Here is a 20511-nt window from a genome sequence, read left to right on the forward strand (position 1 = left end):
CCGGGCGCACGTAGACCTATTCGGCGTCGCAGGGCCAGGCCGCATTGTCTCCGATCACCGGATGACGCAATTCGCTGCCCTCGGAAATGCCCATCTGCCGGGCCAGCCCGCCATTGATCTCCAGCACGTACTGGATGGCATCGCCGCCATAGATCAGCGACTCGTCCAGCGGCTGGGCTTCGTGATGCACCTTTTGCACCGTGCCGGCCTGATCGAGAAAGATCATGTCGAGCGGAATAAGCGTGTTGCGCATCCAGAACCGCACCGGGCGCGGGGCCGGATAAGCGAAAAGCATCCCCGCCGAGCGCGCCATGCTTTCGCGGTTCATCAGGCCCTGCGCCCGTTCGGCATTGTCGTCGGCCAGTTCCACGGTAAAGCTGGCCGAGCCCCAGTCGCCGCGCAGGTCGACCTTGTCTTCGCGGCAGGCACCCATCGCCGCGCCCGCCATCAATACCAGCGCCGCCGCGCCTGTCAGGAGTCTTTGGATTCCTTGACCGCCATTTCCCATCCACACACCTCCGTGGCCATCCGGCCGCGTTTCCCTTCAATCACACGAATGGCAAGCGCCTCGCCCGGCTGCAAGTCCGCAAGGCCCGACCGGCGCAACACTTCTATGTGAACGAAGACATCCTCGTCGCGTCCGAAGGTGTTGGCAAATCCGAACCCCTTGCCCTTGTCGAACCACTTCACCCGCGCCGGTTCCAGCGGGGCGGATCGGATCACCTCGGGGTCGACGCCTTCCAGGTCGGCAAGCCCGGTGGAGTCGGCATCCTCGGGCGGCTCGATCTGCAGCACCTCGACGGCCTGAACGCCACGCTCGGTTTCCTGGACGGTCAGCAGGATACCCGCCCGGTCGGCGACCGAGCTTTGGCCGAAGTTCCGCAGCACATTGGCATGCAACAGGATATCCGGACCGCCTTCGTCTGCCACGACGAAGCCGAACCCCTTGACGGGATCGAACCATTTCACATGGCCATGCAATTGCCTGGTGCCGTCTGCCGAATTTTCCACGTTCACTGTCCGGTTGCGCCTTCTTTTCAGGCTGTTCACGAATATTGCGCCGAAGTGCGCGGCGTATTCAAGAGAATCACATAGCGATCAAAGGTTTGCATGCTTGCGCTTTGTTCACCCTACGGGCTGAGTCGTGTAATTTCCCAAGCGTTTTCAAGTGCTTCGCGGCGCCAGACGAACCGATCATGCAAACGGAACGCGCCATCCGCCCAAAATTCGATTTCAACCGGAGCGATACGGAACCCGCCCCAAAACTCGGGACGCGGTGGATTCGGCCCCTTGGCGGCGGTCACGCGAGCGACCTCGGCCATCAAATCCGTACGAGATTCCAAGGGCTGCGATTGTCTCGATGCCCAGGCCCCCAGCCGGCTTTTCAGCGAGCGCGACGCGAAATAGGCGTCGGCCTCGGGCCCGTCCTCTCGGGTCACCGTGCCACGCACCCGGATCTGGCGGCGGAGCGATTTCCAGTGCAGCACCAGCGCGACTTTGCCGCTGGCCGCGATCTCGGACCCCTTGGCGCTTTCGTAATTGGTGTAGAAGACGAAACTGTCCGCACCGATGCTTTTCAGCAAGACCATGCGTACGTTGGGCAGGCCGTCGGGGTCCACCGTCGCCAGTGCCATGGCATTGGGATCGTTGATTTCCGCGGCTTCCGCCTCGGCCAGCCACGCGCGGGCGATCTCGAACGGATCGTCGCCCGCGAATTTTCCGGTTCTGTCAGCCATTCAGTCCTACCCGTCTTGTCCCAGCCCGCGCTAGACCGCGCCGCACGATTGCGCAAGTGCAACCTGACCCGCCCGCCACGCTCTGGCGCCCGCATGCCGTCGCATCCGGTCTTTGGCTTGATGCACCTTTGGCAATCGCCTAAAGCAGTCAGACAAGCGAAGTGGGCCGAGGGCACTGAATGTCAAATCAACTGATGGCGGGCAAGCGTGGGCTGATCATGGGATTGGCCAATGACAAATCCATTGCATGGGGAATCGCCAAGGCCTGCGCCGACGCCGGTGCCGAACTGGCCTTCTCCTACCAGGGCGAGGCGCTGTTGAAACGCGTGGCGCCGCTGGCCGAAGAGCTGGGCAGCGACACCGTCCTGCCCTGCGACGTCGCCGACATGGCCTCGATCGGGGCGCTGTTCGACGAGTTGGAAAAGAAATGGGGCAAGATCGACTTCCTTGTCCACGCCATCGGCTTTTCCGACAAGAACGAGCTGCGCGGCCGTTACGTGGACACCAGCCGCGAGAATTTCATCAAGACGATGGACATCTCGGTCTATTCCTTCACCGCCGTGGCCCACCGCGCCGAGAAACTCATGACCGACGGCGGCTCGATGCTGACGCTGACCTATTACGGTGCCGAGCAGGTGATGCCCCATTACAACGTCATGGGCGTCGCAAAGGCCGCGCTGGAGGCGTCGGTGAAATACCTGGCCGAGGATCTGGGCCGCGACGGTATCCGCGTGAACGCCATCTCCGCCGGTCCGATCCGCACGCTGGCCGCCAGCGGCATCGGCGATTTCCGCTATATCCTGAAGTGGAACGAACTGAACTCGCCCCTGCGCCGCAACGTGACGATCGAGGACGTGGGCAAATCGGCGCTCTATCTTCTCAGCGATCTGGGCAGCGGCACCACGGGCGAGAACCTGCACGTTGACGCGGGCTATCACATCGTGGGCATGAAGGCTGTCGACGCGCCGGATATCGACAAGAGCTGAGCCTTACCCGTTGCGCCGCCGCACCAGCTCGTGGCGCAACCCCTCTTCGCCACGGGCCATGGCCCATCTGTGGTTGGCGATGAAAACCGGCCAGAGGATCGGTGCCATGATCCGCATCCAGGGCCGCTCCACATCCACTGTCCAGACATAGCGGGCCACGGCGACGTCACCCTCCTGCGCGAAGGTCCAGACGCCCTGCCCTTCAAGGTCGCCGCGGGCGCGGATCGTCCAGCCGGCATCCTGCACCGAGATCACCTCGCCGCGCCAGCGCAGCGTGTAGGGCAGCTTGCCCCGGCTGTGAAACGCCACCACGCGCCCCACCCCCTTTTCGTCGCCGTCTTTCAGGGTCTCCACGCTCAGGTAGACGTCGCCCCACCAGTCGGTCAGCGCCTCGGCGTCGCCCAGCACATCGACCACCTCCTCGACCGTGCCGGGCAGGCGCCATTCGGAGACAAGCGTGCGCGAGGCCATTCGCAGCATTCCTTTCGCGGCGCAGGGTACACCGCCCCGGCCCGCGCGCAAAACCCGGCTTTCGCTTTGTGCGGTGTTGCGCTAGACGAATGAGGCAAAGGAGACCGCTTGAGATGACCGACCGCCTGCCCCACGAAAAAGGCTTCCACGTCAGCTGGGATCAGCTGCACCGCGACGCACGAGCGCTGGCCTGGCGGTTGCAGGACGAGGCGCCTGCCGATGCCGACTGGAAGGCCGTGGTGGCCATCACCCGCGGCGGCATGGCGCCCGCGATGATCGTGGCGCGGGAACTGGACATTCGCGCGGTCGATACGATCAGCGTGAAATCCTACAGCCACCAGACGCAAGGCAAGCCGCAGATCCTGAAATCCCCCGACCCGGACCTCGTGGGCGATGGGACCGGCGTGCTGATCGTCGATGACCTCGTGGACACCGGCAAGACGCTGGAAGTGGTCCGCGCCGCCCTGCCAAAGGCGCATGTGGCCACCGTCTATGCCAAACCGCAGGGGCGCGAGCTGGTCCATACCTTCGTCACCGAGGTCAGCCAGGACACCTGGATCTTCTTCCCCTGGGACATGGCCCTGCAATATGTCGAACCCTATCGCGGGGCCTGAGGACACATCATGACAAGCCGCACCGAGACGACCTTTTCGCCCCCGGTGATGGAGGCGCGGCGCTGGCTGGAGGGCGTCACCTTCCCGCCCGAACGCCCGCTGATCAACGTCAGCCAGGCCGCCCCGGTGGACCCGCCGCCCGACCAGCTGCGCCAGGTCATTGCCGAGGCCGCGCTGAACGAGCCGCAGGCGCATCTTTACGGCCCTGTTCTGGGCCGTCCGGATCTGCGCGAGGAAGTGGCCCGGCAGTGGTGCGGCGCCTATGGCGGCGCTATCGCGGCAGACCAGGTCGCCATCACCTCGGGCTGCAACCAGGCCTTTGCCGCCACGATTGCCGGGCTGTGCACCGAGGGCGACGAGGTCATCCTGCCCACCCCGTGGTACTTCAATCACAAGATGTGGCTCGACATGCAGGGCGTCACCTCCGTGCCCCTGCCCACCGACGACGCACTGCTGCCTGACCCCGAGCGGGCCGAGGCCCTGATCACGCCGCGCACGCGGGCCATCTCGCTGGTCACACCGAACAACCCCGGCGGCGTGGAATATCCCGCCGAACTGGTGCGGGCGTTTTTTGACCTGGCCCGCCGTCACGGCATCGCGCTCATCGTGGATGAGACCTACCGCGATTTCGACGCCCGCAGCGGCGCGCCGCATGACCTCTTCACCGATCCCTCATGGGACGACACGCTCATTCAGCTTTACTCCTTCTCCAAGGGCTACCGCCTGACCGGTCACCGCGTGGGTGCCATGGTCGCCAGCCGCACGCGCCTGGCCGAGGCCGAGAAGTTCCTCGACACCGTCACCATCTGCCCCAACCAGCTGGGCCAGATCGCCGCCCTGTGGGGGATGCAGAACCTCAGCCAATGGCTGGCCGGTGAACGCGACGAGATCCTCGACCGCCGCGCCGCCATTTCGGACAACATGGCCAAGATCGACGGCGCGGGCTGGAAACTGATGGGCTGTGGGGCGTATTTCGCCTATCTCCGCCATCCCTTCGCCATGCCGTCCGATGAACTGGCGCAGAAACTGGTGGCCGAGGCCGGCATCCTGCTCTTGCCCGGCACCATGTTCCAACCCGCCGGTGACGCGCAGGGCAAGCGCGAACTGCGCGTGGCCTTCGCCAACGTGAACCGCGCCGAGATCGGCACGCTCTTCGACCGGCTGGCCGGTCTCGACTGGCCCCTTGCTCCTCGCTGAAACCGGCCTTAGACAGGCCTGAACGCAAGAGCAGCCCCGGGGGAGGCCAAATGGCAGCCAAAAGCATCACGAAACCGCTTGTCTGGATCTTGATGGGTCTCCTGATCCTCGGTCTCGGCGGCTTCGGCGTCACCAGCCTGTCGGGCACCCTGCGCACGGTCGGCACCGTGGGCGAGGCCGAGATCTCGGTCCAGGACTATTTCCAGGGCCTTCAGAACGAGATCCGCGCCGCCGAGGCCGACAGCGGTGAAAGCATCAGCTTTGCCCAGGCCCAGCAGAGGAACATCCCCGAGCGGGTCATGGGCCAGCTGACCGTGCAGGGCGCGCTGGACCATGAAACCATCGTCAACAACATCTCGGTTGGTGACGCCAATCTGGCCGATCAGATCACCTCGATGCAGCAGTTCACCGGCCCCGGCGGCGAATTCGACCGCGAGGCTTACCGCTTTGCCCTCGACCGGCTGGGCATGAACGAATCCGAGTTCGAGGACGACATCCGCCGCGAGATCGCCCGCAGCTTCGTGCAGGCCGCCGTGCTGTCGGGCGTCACAATGCCCGAAATCTATACCGACACCATGCTGCAATATCTGGGCGAACAGCGCGGCATCGAATGGGCCATCCTCGGGCGCGAGGATCTGGAGGTCGGCCTGCCCGAGCCGGACGACGCGGATCTTGCCGCCTTCCATTCCGAGAACGAAGCGATGTTCACCCGCCCCGAGGTCAAGCGCATCACCTATGCGTGGCTGACGCCCGAAATGATCCTCGACACGGTCGAAGTCGACGAGCAGGCCCTGCGCGACGCCTACGAGGCACGGAGCGACGAGTTCGTCCAGCCCGAACGCCGGCTGGTCGAACGGCTGGTCTTTTCCGACACCGAAGCCGCCGAGGCCGCGATGGCCCGGCTGGACGAAGGCGAGGTCAGCTTCGAGGACCTGGTGGCCGAACGCGGGCTGGAGCTGGCCGATACCGACATGGGCACCGTCGAGGCCGCCGACCTGGGCGAGGCCGCCGAAACCGTTTTCGAGGCCGCCCCGTCCGAAGTGGTCGGCCCCCTTCCCAGCAGCATCGGCCCCGCGCTGTTTCGCGTGAACGCGGTGCTGCAGGCACAGGAAACCACCTTCGAAGAGGCCGAGCCGGAACTGCGCGACATCATCGCCGCCGACCGCGCCCGCCGCGTGGTCGAGGGCCGCGTCGACGCCGTTGATGACCTTCTGGCGGGCGGCGCCACCATCGAGGATCTGGGCGCCGAGACCGCCATGCGCGTGGCCAGCATCGACTGGCATCCCGGCATGTCCGAGGATATCGCCGCCTACGAGGGTTTTCGCGCCGCTGCGGCCAACCTGAGCGAGGACGATTATCCGGAGGTGATCGAACTGGAGGATGGCGGCATCTTCGCCATGCGTCTTGACGAGGTCGTTCCCCCCACCCTGCAACCGCTCGAGGAGGTCCGCGACGCCGTCAACGCCGCGTGGACCGAGACCAAGATCAACGAGCTTCTGCGCGAACAGGTGGCCGGCAAAGTCGGTCGACTCGCCGCCGGCGAAAGCTTCGAGGAGGTCGAACTGACCGTTGACGGCAGCGAGGAAGTCACCCGCCGCGGCTTCATCGAGGAAGCGCCTCAGGAATTCATCGAGACCGTCTTCGGCATGGACGTGGGCGATGTCGAGGTGATCAACGGCAATGGTCGCATCTTCGTACTGAAGCTGAACACGGTTCAGGACCCCGATCCCGAGGATGGCGACCTGCAACAGATCGACCAGTTCCTCCGCAACGAAACCGCGGGCGGCCTGTCACAGGACCTGTTCCAGGTGCTGGCCAATGACATCCGCACCCGTGCGGGCGTCAATTTCGATCAGGGTGCGCTGAACGCCGTGCACAACAACTTCCAGTAAGGGCGCCTGCGTTGGACCTCACCCCGACATTCGAGGATTTTGCCAAGGGCTACGAGGCCGGGCAGAACCAGGTCGTCTATGCCCGGTTGGCCGCCGACCTCGACACGCCCGTGTCCCTGATGCTGAAGCTGACGGGCGCGGCCCGCGATGCGTTCTTGCTGGAATCCGTCACGGGCGGCGAGGTGCGCGGTCGCTACTCCATGATCGGGATGAAGCCCGACCTGATCTGGCAATGCCACGGGCAGACCAGCCGCGTCAACCGGCAGGCCCGCTTCGACGGCGACGCGTTCGAGGCGCTGGACGACTCGCCGCTCGACACGCTGCGCGCGCTGATCTCCGAGAGCCGGATCGACCTGCCGGGCGACCTGCCCGCCGCCAGCGCGGGCCTTTTCGGCTACCTTGGCTACGACATGATCCGGCTGGTGGAACACCTGCCCGACGTGAACCCCGACCCGCTGGGCCTGCCCGACGCGGTGATGATCCGCCCCTCGGTCGTGGCCGTGCTGGACGGGGTGAAGGGCGAGGTGATCGTCGTGGCCCCCGCCTGGGTCAGCGACGGTCAAAGCCCCCGTGCGGCCTATGCCCAGGCCGCCGAACGGGTGATGGACGCGGTGCGCGACCTCGAACGCGCCTTGCCCCAGCAGGCCCGCGACCTGGGCGATGCGCACGAGGTGGGCGAGCCGGTCAGCAACTTCACCCGCGACGGCTACAAGGCCGCGGTGGAACAGGCCAAGGAATACATCCGCGCGGGCGATATCTTTCAGGTCGTGCCCAGCCAGCGCTGGACGCAGGACTTTCCGCAGCCGCCCTTCGCGCTATACCGCAGCCTGCGGCGCACCAACCCGTCGCCTTTCATGTTCTATTTCAACTTCGGCGGTTTCCAGGTGGTGGGCGCCAGCCCCGAAATCCTCGTGCGGGTCATGGACGGCGAGGTCACGATCCGCCCCATCGCGGGCACCCGCCCCCGCGGTGCCACCCCCGAAGAGGACCGCGCCAACGAGGCCGACCTGCTGGGCGATCAAAAAGAGCTTGCCGAGCACCTGATGCTGCTGGACTTGGGCCGCAACGACGTGGGCCGCGTGGCGAAAATCGGCACGGTGCGCCCCACCGAGGAATTCATCATCGAGCGCTACAGCCACGTGATGCACATCGTGTCGAACGTGGTGGGTGAGCTTTCCGACGAACACGACGCCCTCTCGGCCCTTCTGGCCGGCTTGCCCGCCGGCACGGTCAGTGGCGCACCCAAGGTCCGCGCGATGGAAATCATCGACGAACTGGAGCCCGAAAAGCGCGGCGTCTATGGCGGCGGCGTCGGCTATTTCAGCTGCACCGGCGACATGGATGTCTGCATCGCCCTGCGCACGGCTGTGGTGAAGGACGGCAAACTTTACATCCAGGCGGGCGGCGGCGTGGTCTATGACAGCGACGCCGAGGCCGAGTACATGGAAACCGTCCACAAATCCAACGCCATCCGCCGCGCCGCCGCCGATGCCACGCGCTTCACCGGCGACGGCAACACGTAGGGTGGGGTTCCACCCCACCATCGCGGCGCCTTGCGCACACCTCCACCGCCACGCATGCTGATCCTCTTCAACAAACCCCACGGCGTCCTGTCGCAATTCACCGACAAGGGCACCGAGGGCAGTCCCCGCCCGACGCTCTCGGCCTATATCGACATCCCCGGCATCTATCCCGCCGGGCGTCTGGACCGCGACAGCGAGGGGCTCTTGCTGCTGACGGATGACGGCAAGCTGCAGGCGCGCCTGTCGAACCCGAAGTTCAAGACCGAGAAAACCTATCTAGTGCAGGTCGAGGGCGACCCCGATGCCGCCGCGCTCGACGCGCTGACACGCGGCGTCACCTTGAAGGACGGCCCGACACGTCCCGCAAAAGTCCGCCGCATCGCCCCGCCCGACATCTGGGAGCGTGACCCGCCGGTGCGGTTCCGCAAATCGGTGCCGGATTGCTGGCTGGAGATCACCATCTCGGAAGGCCGCAACCGGCAGGTCCGTCGCATGACGGCCCATGTTGGCCACCCCACCCTGCGGCTGGTGCGCTGGCGGGTGGGCGACTTCACGCTGGACGGGATAGAGCCCGGCACGTGGCGCCACGCCTGAGCCGGGCGGCAGGGTGCGCGTCGGTCATCCGTCGCGTCGGGGGGACGCGAACCGCCCTATGCCGTCTCTGGGCTGAATGTCAGTGTCGCAACGACACCATGCGTGCCGTTTCGCAGGTCCAGGTCCGTACCAAGCTCCATGCAGACGACTTCGGCGATCTTCATCCCCAGGCCGCTCGTCTTTGCGCCGTGGTCGGGCGGAAGACCGACACCGCTATCCGAACAGGTCAGCCGGACACGCCCGTCCGGTTCGAGACCGAGATCGACCCTGACCGCACCGCCCTGCCCGTCGGGAAATCCGTGCTTGAAGGAATTCGCGACAAATTCGTTCACGAAGGTGCCCACGGCGACGGCCTGCTGTGCCACGACAGACACTGATACCGCCGCGACCTCGACCGTGACTTCAGCCGGCGCCAGCCCTTCGAGCTGGGCGCAGACCTGGGTGAGGTACTGACCCAATTCGACCACGCTGAGTTCATCGGATTGGTACAGCATGTCGTGCAGCTGTGTCAGCGCGTCGACCCGAGTCTTGACCATCGACAGGGCCAGTTTCGCCTCGTCCGCGGCAAAGGCCCTGGTTTGCAGATTTGTAAAGGACGACAGCGATTGCAGCGAATTCTTGACCCTGTGATCGACCTCGCGGCGCAGGATGTCGGCCGACCGCAACGCCTTGCGCATCTCCAGCAGGGCCATGACCTGCCGCGCCAGAACGCGCAGGGTGTCGCGCTGCAACGCGGTCAGTTCACGGGGCTCGTAATCCAGAACGCACAGCGTGCCCAGCGGCAGCCCCTCCTGGGTGGTCAGCAACGCCCCGGCATAAAAGCGCAGGCCCGGCTCGCCACAGCACAGCGGGTTGTCCTGCATCCGGGGGTCTTCCAGCGTGTCCCGGATTTCGGCAAACTCCTCTTCCAGGATCACATGGGCGCAGATCGAGGTTGCCAGCGGCGTCTCGCGCACGCCAAGTCCGGTTTCCGCCTTGAACCATTGCCGTTCCGCGTCAATGAAATTGACCACCGAGATCGCCGTGCCACAGGCCGCCACGGCCAGCTTCACGATCTCGTCGAACTCCTGCTCGGGGTCCGTGTCGAGGATCTCGAAGTCGTGCAGCGCGGCAAGCCTGTGCTGTTGCAGCGGGTGATGGACGGCTTCCATTGAAATTACTGTCCCGAACTGTGGTCAATTGGTCGATGTCACCGTCAGGTCCACGACGTCGCCTGTGGCAAATGACCTGTTTCCTTACGACCTCTACGATATCCCGCACATGTGGCGCAACAGGCGTCGCGCGCACCGTCACGTCACGCAGAACTGGCCTACTCGGCCGTCAGCACCGCCGAGACCGGCGCCAGCGCCACGCTGGCCGCCCGGTCCTGAAGCCCCCAGAGCAAGAGCGCGCTGATCGTGTCCGGGCGCAACCGGCCCACCATGATCACCCCGCCCTCTTCCTGGCCCGCGCGGAACGCGGCCTGATCGAGGAACCGGCGCACGGCAGCGGCGTTCTGACCGTTGGAATCGAAATCGCGGAACACCGTGGCCGACGGCACGCCCTCGCGCGCGATCAGCTTCTGCGCCGTGTTCAGCCCGTTGGGAAACATTACCAGACCATGGCCGCTGTCCTTCAGGATCGGCGCCAGCTGTTCGGCGGCCTCGCGGCTGGATTGGAGCCCGGTGCCTGTCCCCTCGAAAACCGCCACCGCCTCGGGAACGGCCTCCAGCAGAACACTCATCGACGTTTCCGCGTCGCTCGCGGCGGCATTCTGCGGCAGGTTGACCATGGCCAGAACCTCCATCCCCGCCGCACGGTACTCCGCGGCGGTGTCAGCGGCATTGGCATACGAAGCATCCACGGCAAAGCTCAGCGGATAAGGAAAATCGGCCAGCGCGGCGGGGCCGATCGGGCTGGTGCCATCGTCGATCAGGATGATCGACATCAGCGGCTTGTCCTCGGGGTTGTCGAACTCGGCGGCGAAGCGTTCGACCGGCGGCAGGGTGTCTGCTTCCGTCTCTTCGGTTGCATCTTCGGCTGACACGTCTGCGGTCCCGGCTTCGGCTTCAGGCGCGGGGTCGATGGCGGTGGGCAACCTGTTGGTGGTCACGCCTTCTGCAATATCACCGATCGTGCCGGTTTCTTCCGTGTCGCTCGTTGCCTCCGCAGCCTCTTCGTCCGCTTCTGCCGAAGGCGAGGCCGACTCTTCCGCCTCCTGCGGTGCGTCGACGACCGGGTCGTCCTGTGGCTCCGGCGCGGCCACGTCGCTGTCAGAGGTCTCGGGCGTGGATTCCGGGATCGTCTGAGAGCCAGAGCCGCTCTCGGCCTCGGCTTGCGGTTCGCTGTCCGCCTCGGGGGCATCCGCGCCTTCAGGCTCGGGGAATGCGGTGCTCTCCTCGCCGGGGTCCGGCAGCGCCGGCTGCGCCGGTTCGGTGGAAATCGACAGGTCGTCCTCGCCCGACGGCGCCTCGGGCGCCTGGGCCTGCGGGTTGGGCAGCACCGGCTCCTCGTTGCCCACGCTCAGGCCGCTGTCACCCTCGGGCGTCTCCGGCGTGCTCAGCCCCGTTTCGGGCTGGCCGGTTTCGGGCTGCCCCGACGACGTGGTGTCGGCGCCGTCCATCGAGCTAAGATCGTCAGGTTCGGGCGCGGTTACCTGCGGCACGGAGTCAGGCGTGGGCGTTTCCTGCAACTGCGGCAACGAGGCCGCGTCATCGTCGCGCGACTGGTCGAACTCCGACCCGGCCGGCACTTCGACCGGCGTCGCCTCCGGCGGGGTATTCCCCGGCATTCCGCTCAGCACCGAGGCCCCGGCCAGAAGTATTCCCGACAAGGCCGTTCCCGACACCACTCCGGCAAGAAATCCGCGTAACACTGCTTTTGCCCTCTTATTTCTTTCTTAACAGTTTTGCGCCTCTTGACCCTGCCGCGCAACCCTGAGCATCTATACCCCGATTGAAAGGCCGGGTCATAGGCCCGAAATGACACGGCGCGGACGGGAAATTGGCGACATGCTGCTGCTCATCGATAACTACGACAGTTTCACCTACAACCTCGTGCAATATGTGGGCGAGCTGGGCGCGGACGTGCAGGTGCATCGCAACGACGCGCTGAACGTGCAGGAGGCAATGGCGATGAAACCCGCGGGGATTCTCCTGTCGCCCGGCCCCGGCACGCCGTTGCAGGCGGGCATCTGCAAGGCGCTGATCGAAGCGGCGGCGGACACGCGCACGCCGCTCTTGGGCGTCTGCCTCGGCCATCAGGCCATCGGCGAGGTCTTCGGCGGCACGGTCACACGGCATTCCGATATCGTGCATGGCAAGATGGGCACGATGCACCACACTGCCTCTGGCGTCTTTGCCGGGCTGCCCACCCCGTTCGAGGCGACGCGCTATCACTCCCTTGTCGTGGCGCGCGACACCTGCCCGGATGTGCTTGATATCACGGCAGAACTTGACGATGGTACGATCATGGGCCTGCAACACCGGACGCTTCCCATCCACGGTGTCCAGTTCCACCCCGAATCGATACGCTCGGAACATGGCCACGCTCTTTTGCAGAATTTTCTCGACGTCATGAAGGTGCCCGCGTGAGTGACAGCCTGAAGCCCCTGATCGGCGCCGCCGCCGACCGTCCCCTAACCCGGGAAGAGGCCGAAACGGCCTTTACCACCCTCTTCGAGGGCGAGGCGACGCCCGCCCAGATGGGCGGCTTCCTGATGGCCCTGCGCACGCGCGGCGAGACGGTGGACGAATACGCCGCAGCCGCCGCCGTGATGCGCGCCAAGTGCAACAAGGTCCGCGCGCCCGCCGGCGCGATGGACATCGTCGGCACCGGGGGCGACGGCAAGGGCACGCTGAACATCTCGACCGCCACTGCCTTCGTCGTGGCCGGCGCGGGCGTGCCCGTGGCCAAGCACGGCAACCGCAACCTCAGTTCAAAGTCCGGCGCGGCCGATGCTCTCACGCAGATGGGAATCAACGTGATGGTCGGCCCTGATGTGGTTGAAAAGGCTTTGGAAAGCGCGGGCATCGCCTTCATGATGGCGCCCATGCATCACCCGGCCATGGCCCATGTCGGCCCGGTCCGGGCGGAGCTTGGCACGCGCACGATCTTCAACATCCTTGGGCCCCTGACCAACCCCGCCGGCGTCAAACGCCAGCTGACGGGTGCGTTCAGCGCCGACCTCATCCGTCCCATGGCCGAAACCCTCGGCAAGCTCGGGTCCGAGCGGGCCTGGCTGGTGCATGGCGGCGACGGCACAGACGAGTTGAGCATCTCCTTCCCCAGCCAACTGGCGGCGCTGGAGGAAGACGGCACAATCCGCGAGGCGGAAATCCACCCCGAGGACGCGGGTCTGCCCGTCCACCCCTTCGAGGACATCCTGGGCGGCACGCCCGAGGAAAACGGCCGCGCGTTCCGCGCCCTGCTGGACGGGGCGCCGGGTGCCTACCGCGACGCCGTACTGCTCAATGCCGCCGCAGCCCTTGTGGTGGCGGGCCACGCGGACGACCTCAGGCAAGGCGTCGAGCAGGCCCGCGACAGCATCGACAGCGGTGCCGCCCGCGCCCGGATCGAAACACTTGCCAAAATCACATCGGAGGCCGCATGAGCACGCCGTCCATCCTTGAGAAAATCAAGGCCTACAAACTCGAGGAAGTCGCCGCAGCCAAGGCCGACAAGCCTCTGGAAACGCTTGAATCCGAGGCCGCGAATGCCCCGACCGTGCGCCCATTCGGCGACGCGCTCTTGCAGGCCAGCAAGACCGGTTTCGGCCTGATCGCCGAGATCAAGAAGGCCAGCCCCTCCAAGGGTCTGATCCGCGAGGATTTCGACCCCGCCGCGCTCGCCGCGGCCTATGCCGAGGGCGGCGCCACCTGCCTGTCGGTGCTGACCGACACGCCCAGCTTCCAGGGTGCGCCCGAGTACTTGGCGCAGGCCCGCGAGGCGTGCGATCTGCCGGTGCTGCGCAAGGATTTCCTCTATGACCCCTACCAGGTGGTCGAGGCCCGCGCCTGGGGCGCCGACTGCATCCTGATCATCATGGCCTCGGTCAGCGACGCGCAGGCGATCGAACTGGAAGAGGCCGCAATCGCGCAAGGCATGGACGCGCTGATCGAGGTGCACAATGAGGCGGAACTGGAGCGCACCGGCGTGCTCAAATCCAACCTTCTGGGCATCAACAACCGCGATTTGAACACGTTCGAGACCTCGCTCGACGTCACCAAGCGGCTGGCACGGCTGGCCCCGATCGATCACCTGCTGATCTCGGAAAGCGGGCTTTACACCAGTGACGACCTGGCCGAGATGGCCCGCTACGGCACGCGCTGTTTCCTCATCGGTGAAAGCCTGATGCGGCAGGAAGACGTCACCGCCGCCACCCGCGATATCCTGTCGGGTACCACCCCGGCGGCGCACGTCTGATGGCCGGGCTCACCCATTTCGACGGCAAGGGCGATGCCCACATGGTCGACGTCTCTGAAAAGGACGTGACGGACCGTGTGGCCGTGGCCGAATGTCACGTGAAGATGGCGCCTGAAACCTTTGATATCATTATCGAAGGCCGCGCCAAGAAGGGTGATGTCCTGTCCGTTGCGCGCCTTGCCGGGATCATGGGCGCCAAGCGCACATCCGAACTGATCCCGCTCTGCCACCCGCTGCCCATCGCCAAGGTAGCGGTGGAGCTTACGCCCGACCCCGACCTGCCCGGCATCCGGATCGAGGCGACGGTCAAGACCACCGGCCAGACCGGGGTGGAGATGGAGGCGCTGACCGCCGCCAGCACCGCGGCGTTGACGGTCTATGACATGGCCAAGGCCGTCGACCGCGCGATGGAAATAGGCGGCTTGCGCGTGGTGCTGAAAGACGGCGGAAAATCAGGCCGTTACGAGGCAAAATGATCACCGTCGACCAGGCTCTTAACCACCTCTTCTCGCTCGTCTCCCAGTTGGAGCCGGAAACCGTCCCTCTGCGCGAGGCACATGGCCGCGTTCTGGCCCAGCCTGCCGAGGCGCGACGCGATCAGCCGCCGTTTGACGCCTCCTCCATGGACGGCTACGCGCTGAACGAGGCCGAGGCCACACCGGGCGCCAGTTTCGACGTGATCGGCGAAGCCGCCGCCGGACACGGCTTTGACGGCACGGTCCGCTCCGGTCAGGCCGTGCGCATCTTCACCGGCGCGCCGGTGCCCGAGGGCGCAGACAAGGTGGTCATACAAGAGGACGTCAGCCGCGACGGCGACCGTATCACGCTAGGCGACAGGCTTGACGACAAGCCGAACATCCGCCCCCGAGGTGGCGACTTCAAGGTTGGCGACCGGATCGAGTCCCCGCGCCTGCTCTCCCCCGAGGATGTCGCACTGCTTGCCTCGATGAACGTGGCCGACGTCACCGTCACCCGCAAACCCAAGGTCGCGCTCATCGCCACGGGCGACGAGCTGGTGATGCCGGGCGAAGATCCCGGCCCCGACCAGATCATCGCGTCCAATTCCTTTGGCCTCTGCGCCCTGCTTGACACCCTGGGCGCCGAGCCCCGGATGCTGCCCATCGCCGGCGACACGCGCGAGTCGTTGGAGACCGCCTTCGACCTGGCCAAAGGCGCCGATCTCGTCATCACGATCGGCGGCGCGTCGGTGGGCGATCATGACCTCGTGGGCAAGGTCGCGGGCGATCTCGGCATGGAACGCGCGTTCTACAAGGTCAGAATGCGCCCCGGCAAACCCCTGATGGCGGGCCGGATGGGGGACGCGGCCATGCTCGGGCTGCCCGGCAACCCGGTTTCGGCCATGGTCTGCGGGCATGTCTTCATGGCGCCGATGATCCGCGCGATGCAGGGCTTGGGTGCACACCCCGCCCCGCGTCTCTCTGCCAGGCTTGCCGCCGACATAGGTCCCGGCGGCCCGCGCGAACATTACATGCGCGCCCAGGTCGAGGACGGCACCATCCTGCCCGAACGCAGCCAGGACAGCGGGATGCTGTCGGTGCTGGCCCGCGCCAATGCCCTGCTGATCCGGCCCGCCGACGACGCCCCCCGGGCGCAGGGCGACTGGATCGAATACGTTCCGATCTGACCGCTTATCCACAGACCCGTTGACACAAAACGAGAACATGCGTAGAACAAATGTAAACGCATGGATCGTGGAGACGTGGAAAAATGCTGACGAAAAAGCAGCTCGACCTGTTGGAATTCATTCACAAGCGGGTGCAACGCGATGGCGTGCCGCCCAGCTTTGACGAGATGAAGGATGCGCTGGACCTGCGTTCGAAATCCGGCATCCACCGCCTGATCACGGCCCTGGAAGAACGCGGCTTCATCCGCCGCCTCGCCCACCGGGCCCGGGCGCTGGAAATCATCAAGCTGCCCGAAAGCATGGGCGGCGAAGCGATCGGCGGCGGCGAAAGCGGCGGCTTTACCCCCCGCGTGATCGAGGGCGACCGCCCCGAGGCCGCACAGCCCGCCAACGCCCAGCCGGTCGAGCCGGTGCACGCGCTGGAACTGCCTGTCATGGGCCGCATCGCCGCCGGTGTCCCGATCGAGGCGATTGCCCATGCCAGCCACAATGTCGCCGTTCCCGGCGGCATGATCGCCGGTCCCGGCCAGCATTACGCGCTGGAGGTCAAGGGCGACTCGATGATCGAGGCGGGCATCAACGACGGCGACGTGGTGGTGATCCGCGAGACATCGACGGCGGACAACGGCGATATCGTCGTGGCGCTGGTGGACGACCAGGAAGCAACGCTGAAGAAATTCTACCGCCGTGGTAACGCCATCGCACTCGAGGCCGCGAACCCGGCCTACGAGACCCGTGTGCTGCCCGAGGATCAGGTCAAGGTACAGGGCCGCCTCGTCGGCCTCATCCGCACCTACTAAAGCGTTTCGCGATAAACCTGGATCACAGCTTATCGCGAAACGCAGCACTACGGCCAATCGTTGCACGCGTTTCGCCTTCAGCTGATGCCTCTGGTGAATGGCGAAACGCTTTAACGCCAGTCGGACCGCCGCCGGCGGTCCGTGTTCCAAAGCCGCGCGCCCGTCATGTCGCGGGCGGTCACGGCCCGAAGGCCATCGTTCTCTCGCCAGATCGCCAGCGCGCCCGTCTCTTTCAACGTACCGGGATGGATCGCGCGGCATGGCAATTCCACCTTCGGCACGTTGTTGAACACCACCCACTCCTTCGCGGCGCAATCGGTAAATTCTTCCGCCGCGCGCTTGCCCCGCACGGCGGTGATCGGCCAGCCCTCGCCGCCCGCCACCTTGGTCCAGCGGGCGAACGCCCCCTCCTGATCCACCGGATCGCCGTCATTCTCCAGCCAGTTCATCGCGACAAAGCCGGAGGCACGACCCGTGGACGGCGCCCGCCCCTCGGGCGTCATCACCCCCACCAGGCTGCCATTGTCGGAGACAAGGATATCGGGCCGCTCCGCCTGCGCCCACAGAACGAAGGCCAGCGCCACCGGCACCACGCCCGCGAACCGCGCCCGCCCCTGCCACAGCACGACCAAGAGCAGGCCCAGCGACAAGAGCGGCAGCACACACGAACCGGGGCGAACCACGGTACCGCGCGCGCCCTCCAGCCCCGAGACCCAATGCGCCACGCCCAGGATCCACTCCAGCGCGGGCTGCATCACCGCCAGCGCCAGTCCTTCCAGTCCCAGCGGCATCAAGAGTCCCGCGAGCACCGCCATGGGCATGACCAGCACGCCCATCAACGGCACGCTCATCAGGTTCGCCACCAGCCCGAAATGCGCGATCTGGTTGAAATGCGCGGCGGCAATCGGCGCCGTCGCCAGCCCGGCCACGAAGGACGACATGACGACCGCCCAGACCGGCCGCATCCATTTGGGCCCCAAGCGCCAGTCAAGGTCGCGCAAGGCGCCGAAGACCGCCACCAGCGCCGTCGTTGCCGCAAAAGACATCTGAAACCCCGGCCCCATCAACGCTTCGGGCCGCAACATCAGGATGATGCAGGCCGCCAGCGCCACGGCCCTCAAGGACAAGGCCCGCCGGTCCGCCAGCACCGCCAGCAGCATCACCGCCACCATGACAAAGGCGCGTTCCGTGGCGACGTTGCCGCCCGACAACGCCAGGTACCCCGCCGCCGCCGCCAGCGCGCCCACCGCCGCGATCTTTTTCGTCGGCAGGCGCAGCCCCCAGCCCGGCACAGCCGCCATCCCCAGCCGCAAGGCGGCAAAGACGAACCCCGCCAGCAGGCCCATGTGCAGGCCCGAAATGGCCAGCAGGTGCGCCAGGTTCGACACGCGCAGCGCGGTCAGCGTCTCCTGCCCCATGCCCGAGCGGTCCCCGGTCATGATCGCGGCGGCAAAGGCGCCGGCTTCACCCGGCATCTGCGCCTGGATGCGGCCCGACAGAGCCATGCGCGTCTTGAACAGCACCTGTCCGCCCGACGCCGGTTCCAGCAGCAGGACAGGCGTGCGTGTATACCCCACCGCGCCCAGCCCCATGAACCAAGCGTGCCGCTGGAAATCGAAGCCGCCCGGCTCCACCGGGCCTGCGGGCGGCGACAGGTGCGCGGTCAGGATCAGCGTCTCGCCCGGTTGCGGATCGGCCCCCTCCGCCGCGCCGTGAAACGACACCCGCACGCGCCCGGGCGTGATATCGGGGCCCATGTTGCGCAGCACCACCCGGTCCAGCGTCACCCGCAGCGCGTCCGAGCTGGAGCGGTCGATATCCACCACCCGCCCCTCGACCGGGCCGTAATAACGCCAGCCCAGCTTGGCATCCGCCACGCCATGCGCCCGAAACGCCGCGATGCAGAGCCCGAGTGCGACCAGCGCCACGGCCCAGATCACCGGCGCCAGTCCCGCGTCCACCAGGCGCAGCACCACAAGTGCCCCGCCAATGCCCCCGGCCAACGCCACGTAAACCAAGACCGGCGGTTCGGACTTCAGCCCGAAATAGAGCCCGATGCCGCACGCCAGCATCACCGGCACCCATGCAAACAGGTGCCCGCGCTGATCCAGCCACGCGGCGACGGCACGCTGCCAAAGCACCAAGGCTTGTCTCCCTTTTCATGGGCCGATAGACAGGCACCGTTATTGATACGTCTCCCATGCTTACCGAAAGGTTAACCGGCCCCATGTCGCAGCCAGTTGTCACCCGTTTTGCCCCTTCGCCGACCGGATACCTGCATATCGGTGGGGCGCGCACGGCGCTCTTCAACTGGCTTTTCGCACGGCGTCACGGCGGGTCTTTCCTGCTCAGGATCGAAGATACCGACCGCGCGCGATCGACCCCCGAGGCGACGCAGGCCATCCTCGACGGGCTGGCATGGCTGGGCCTGGACCATGACGGCGACGTGGTCAGCCAAGCCGCCCGCGCCGACCGGCACGCCGAGGTGGCGAACGAATTGCTGGCCAAGGGTCAGGCGTACAAGTGCTTCGCCACGCAGGAAGAAATCCAGGCCTTCCGCGATGAGGCCAAGGCCCAGGGCCGCTCCACCCTCTACCGCAGCCCGTGGCGCGATGCCGACCCCGCGACGCACCCCGATGCGCCCTACGTCATCCGCATCAAGGCCCCGCTCGACGGCACGACCACCATCGCCGACAAGGTGCAGGGCGACGTCACCATCCGCAATGATCAGCTGGACGACATGGTCCTGCTGCGCTCGGACGGCACGCCCGTCTACATGCTCGCCGTCGCGGTGGACGATCACGACATGGGCGTCACGCATGTCATCCGCGGCGACGACCACCTCAACAACGCCGCCCGCCAGATGCTGATCTACACCGCGATGGACTGGCCCCTGCCGGTCTATGCCCATATCCCGCTGATCCACGGCCCCGACGGCAAGAAGATGAGCAAGCGGCACGGCGCCCTCGGCGTCGACGAGTACCACAAGCAGGGCTACCCGGCCGCGGGGATGCGCAACTATCTCGCCCGCCTCGGGTGGAGCCACGGCGACGACGAGTTCTTCACGGATGACCAGGCGCAGCAATGGTTCGACCTCGACGGCATCGGCAAGTCCCCGGCCCGGTTCGACTTCAAGAAGCTGGAAAATCTCTGCGGCCAGCACATCGCCGCAAGCGACGATGCTGCGCTGCTGCATGAATTGAATGAATTCCTTGACGTGACGGAATCCGCGCCCTTGCCCGAGCCGACACGGGCCCTCATGCTGGACGGCATGTATTGCCTCAAAGAACGCGCAAAGACCTTCCCGGAACTGCTTGATAAGGCGCAGTTTATCCTGGCGAACCGCCCGATACGCCCGGACGAGAAGGCCGCCGCGCAGCTCGACGCGGTATCCCGTGGTATACTGAACGAATTGACGCCGCACTTGCAAAATGCTAACTGGTCGCGCAACGATCTGGAAGAAGCCGCAAATGCGTTCGCGGCATCCAAGGATATCAAGTTCGGCAAGCTGGCCGGCCCGATGCGGGCCGCGCTGGCCGGTCGGGCGGCAACACCTAGCGTGTTTGACATGATGCTGGTCCTGGGCCGGGAGGAATCCCTCGCCCGACTGAATGATGCTGCCTCGCAGAACGGTTAACCCGTTCGTAAGG

The 20511-nt window shown here is 66.0% G+C and carries 20 protein-coding genes; 13 read left to right on the top strand and 7 right to left on the bottom strand.

Annotated elements, in window-relative coordinates; all coding sequences use genetic code 11:
• Positions 1–16: 16 nt before the first annotated feature.
• The 3 genes from RBB18_RS05380 to pdxH form a co-directional block, all read right to left on the bottom strand.
• Positions 17–508: a DUF192 domain-containing protein gene (locus tag RBB18_RS05380; protein WP_170067247.1), complete on the bottom strand. Its 492-nt coding sequence runs from the start codon at positions 506–508 to the stop codon at positions 17–19.
• The gene (locus RBB18_RS05385; RefSeq protein ID WP_103764290.1) at positions 472–1011 is read right to left on the bottom strand and encodes a cold-shock protein; all 540 of its coding nucleotides are present in this window, start codon (positions 1009–1011) and stop codon (positions 472–474) included. Before RBB18_RS05385 ends, RBB18_RS05380 begins: the two co-directional genes overlap by 37 nt.
• A 119-nt stretch (positions 1012–1130) precedes the next feature.
• Positions 1131–1736 (bottom strand): pyridoxamine 5'-phosphate oxidase, encoded by a 606-nt coding sequence (pdxH, locus tag RBB18_RS05390; protein ID WP_103764258.1) that lies wholly within the window; start codon positions 1734–1736, stop codon positions 1131–1133.
• 179 nt (positions 1737–1915) lie between these two features.
• Here pdxH and fabI point away from each other — a divergent pair, with 179 nt between their 5' ends.
• Positions 1916–2722 (top strand): enoyl-ACP reductase FabI, encoded by an 807-nt coding sequence (gene fabI / locus RBB18_RS05395; protein WP_103764257.1) that lies wholly within the window; start codon positions 1916–1918, stop codon positions 2720–2722.
• Positions 2723–2725: 3 nt separating this feature from the next.
• On the opposite strand, the gene RBB18_RS05400 is transcribed toward fabI, so the two are convergent.
• On the bottom strand, positions 2726–3193 hold the full coding sequence (locus RBB18_RS05400; protein ID WP_306110780.1) for a hypothetical protein: 468 nt from the start codon (positions 3191–3193) through the stop codon (positions 2726–2728).
• Positions 3194–3306: 113 nt separating this feature from the next.
• Here RBB18_RS05400 and gpt point away from each other — a divergent pair, with 113 nt between their 5' ends.
• Genes gpt through RBB18_RS05425 form a run of 5 tightly spaced genes read left to right on the top strand, consistent with a single transcriptional unit; the run spans position 3307 to position 9013 of the window.
• Entirely contained in the window at positions 3307–3807 is a 501-nt protein-coding gene (gene gpt / locus RBB18_RS05405) for a xanthine phosphoribosyltransferase (RefSeq protein WP_103764255.1), read from the top strand.
• Positions 3808–3816: 9 nt separating this feature from the next.
• Entirely contained in the window at positions 3817–5004 is a 1188-nt protein-coding gene (locus tag RBB18_RS05410) for an aminotransferase (RefSeq protein ID WP_306110781.1), read from the top strand.
• 50 nt (positions 5005–5054) lie between these two features.
• Positions 5055–6896, top strand: coding sequence for a peptidyl-prolyl cis-trans isomerase (locus RBB18_RS05415; protein WP_306110782.1), 1842 nt, complete (start codon positions 5055–5057; stop codon positions 6894–6896).
• Positions 6897–6907: 11 nt separating this feature from the next.
• Positions 6908–8419, top strand: coding sequence for an anthranilate synthase component I (gene trpE / locus RBB18_RS05420; RefSeq protein WP_306110783.1), 1512 nt, complete (start codon positions 6908–6910; stop codon positions 8417–8419).
• 54 nt (positions 8420–8473) lie between these two features.
• Entirely contained in the window at positions 8474–9013 is a 540-nt protein-coding gene (locus RBB18_RS05425) for a pseudouridine synthase (protein ID WP_103764251.1), read from the top strand.
• A gap of 56 nt (positions 9014–9069) precedes the next feature.
• Here RBB18_RS05425 and RBB18_RS05430 read toward each other — a convergent pair whose 3' ends face one another.
• Together RBB18_RS05430 and RBB18_RS05435 are read right to left on the bottom strand one after the other, a co-directional pair.
• Complete coding sequence (locus RBB18_RS05430) at positions 9070–10164, bottom strand: histidine kinase dimerization/phosphoacceptor domain -containing protein (protein WP_306110784.1); 1095 nt, start codon at positions 10162–10164, stop codon at positions 9070–9072.
• A gap of 158 nt (positions 10165–10322) precedes the next feature.
• On the bottom strand, positions 10323–11867 hold the full coding sequence (locus RBB18_RS05435; protein ID WP_306110785.1) for a divergent polysaccharide deacetylase family protein: 1545 nt from the start codon (positions 11865–11867) through the stop codon (positions 10323–10325).
• Positions 11868–12003: 136 nt separating this feature from the next.
• Here RBB18_RS05435 and RBB18_RS05440 point away from each other — a divergent pair, with 136 nt between their 5' ends.
• From RBB18_RS05440 to lexA, 6 genes are all read left to right on the top strand, one after another.
• On the top strand, positions 12004–12585 hold the full coding sequence (locus tag RBB18_RS05440; RefSeq protein ID WP_306110786.1) for an aminodeoxychorismate/anthranilate synthase component II: 582 nt from the start codon (positions 12004–12006) through the stop codon (positions 12583–12585).
• Positions 12582–13604: an anthranilate phosphoribosyltransferase gene (gene trpD / locus RBB18_RS05445; RefSeq protein ID WP_103764248.1), complete on the top strand. Its 1023-nt coding sequence runs from the start codon at positions 12582–12584 to the stop codon at positions 13602–13604. The genes RBB18_RS05440 and trpD overlap by 4 nt, the downstream gene beginning before the upstream one ends.
• A complete protein-coding gene (gene trpC, locus RBB18_RS05450) occupies positions 13601–14416 on the top strand; it encodes an indole-3-glycerol phosphate synthase TrpC (RefSeq protein ID WP_103764247.1) in 816 nt (271 codons plus the stop codon). The genes trpD and trpC overlap by 4 nt, the downstream gene beginning before the upstream one ends.
• On the top strand, positions 14416–14892 hold the full coding sequence (gene moaC, locus RBB18_RS05455; RefSeq protein WP_274594315.1) for a cyclic pyranopterin monophosphate synthase MoaC: 477 nt from the start codon (positions 14416–14418) through the stop codon (positions 14890–14892). Before trpC ends, moaC begins: the two co-directional genes overlap by 1 nt.
• Positions 14889–16061, top strand: coding sequence for a gephyrin-like molybdotransferase Glp (gene glp, locus RBB18_RS05460; RefSeq protein ID WP_274594314.1), 1173 nt, complete (start codon positions 14889–14891; stop codon positions 16059–16061). The genes moaC and glp overlap by 4 nt, the downstream gene beginning before the upstream one ends.
• An 83-nt stretch (positions 16062–16144) precedes the next feature.
• The gene (lexA, locus tag RBB18_RS05465; protein ID WP_103764244.1) at positions 16145–16861 is read left to right on the top strand and encodes a transcriptional repressor LexA; all 717 of its coding nucleotides are present in this window, start codon (positions 16145–16147) and stop codon (positions 16859–16861) included.
• 110 nt (positions 16862–16971) lie between these two features.
• Here the strand turns inward: lexA and RBB18_RS05470 are convergent, their stop codons facing one another.
• Positions 16972–19002, bottom strand: a complete 2031-nt coding sequence (locus tag RBB18_RS05470; RefSeq protein ID WP_371931598.1) for a ComEC/Rec2 family competence protein — start codon at positions 19000–19002, stop codon at positions 16972–16974.
• 86 nt (positions 19003–19088) lie between these two features.
• On the opposite strand from RBB18_RS05470, the gene gltX reads away from it, so the two are divergent.
• Entirely contained in the window at positions 19089–20498 is a 1410-nt protein-coding gene (gene gltX, locus RBB18_RS05475) for a glutamate--tRNA ligase (protein ID WP_274594312.1), read from the top strand.
• Positions 20499–20511 lie beyond the last annotated feature (13 nt).

Source organism: Roseovarius sp. MMSF_3298 (assembly GCF_030733705.1).
In the GTDB taxonomy this organism is placed as follows: Bacteria; Pseudomonadota; Alphaproteobacteria; order Rhodobacterales; family Rhodobacteraceae; genus Roseovarius; species Roseovarius confluentis.

What these genes read in the sequence shown, in the direction of transcription:
- RBB18_RS05380 (WP_170067247.1), bottom strand. Translation starts at nt 508, where the DNA reads ATGGGAAATGGCGGTCAAGGAATCCAAAGACTCCTGACAGGCGCGGCG.
- pdxH (WP_103764258.1), bottom strand. Translation starts at nt 1,736, where the DNA reads ATGGCTGACAGAACCGGAAAATTCGCGGGCGACGATCCGTTCGAGATC.
- fabI (WP_103764257.1), top strand. Translation starts at nt 1,916, where the DNA reads ATGTCAAATCAACTGATGGCGGGCAAGCGTGGGCTGATCATGGGATTG.
- RBB18_RS05400 (WP_306110780.1), bottom strand. Translation starts at nt 3,193, where the DNA reads ATGGCCTCGCGCACGCTTGTCTCCGAATGGCGCCTGCCCGGCACGGTC.
- gpt (WP_103764255.1), top strand. Translation starts at nt 3,307, where the DNA reads ATGACCGACCGCCTGCCCCACGAAAAAGGCTTCCACGTCAGCTGGGAT.
- RBB18_RS05410 (WP_306110781.1), top strand. Translation starts at nt 3,817, where the DNA reads ATGACAAGCCGCACCGAGACGACCTTTTCGCCCCCGGTGATGGAGGCG.
- RBB18_RS05415 (WP_306110782.1), top strand. Translation starts at nt 5,055, where the DNA reads ATGGCAGCCAAAAGCATCACGAAACCGCTTGTCTGGATCTTGATGGGT.
- RBB18_RS05425 (WP_103764251.1), top strand. Translation starts at nt 8,474, where the DNA reads ATGCTGATCCTCTTCAACAAACCCCACGGCGTCCTGTCGCAATTCACC.
- RBB18_RS05430 (WP_306110784.1), bottom strand. Translation starts at nt 10,164, where the DNA reads ATGGAAGCCGTCCATCACCCGCTGCAACAGCACAGGCTTGCCGCGCTG.
- RBB18_RS05440 (WP_306110786.1), top strand. Translation starts at nt 12,004, where the DNA reads ATGCTGCTGCTCATCGATAACTACGACAGTTTCACCTACAACCTCGTG.
- trpC (WP_103764247.1), top strand. Translation starts at nt 13,601, where the DNA reads ATGAGCACGCCGTCCATCCTTGAGAAAATCAAGGCCTACAAACTCGAG.
- moaC (WP_274594315.1), top strand. Translation starts at nt 14,416, where the DNA reads ATGGCCGGGCTCACCCATTTCGACGGCAAGGGCGATGCCCACATGGTC.
- glp (WP_274594314.1), top strand. Translation starts at nt 14,889, where the DNA reads ATGATCACCGTCGACCAGGCTCTTAACCACCTCTTCTCGCTCGTCTCC.
- lexA (WP_103764244.1), top strand. Translation starts at nt 16,145, where the DNA reads ATGCTGACGAAAAAGCAGCTCGACCTGTTGGAATTCATTCACAAGCGG.
- gltX (WP_274594312.1), top strand. Translation starts at nt 19,089, where the DNA reads ATGTCGCAGCCAGTTGTCACCCGTTTTGCCCCTTCGCCGACCGGATAC.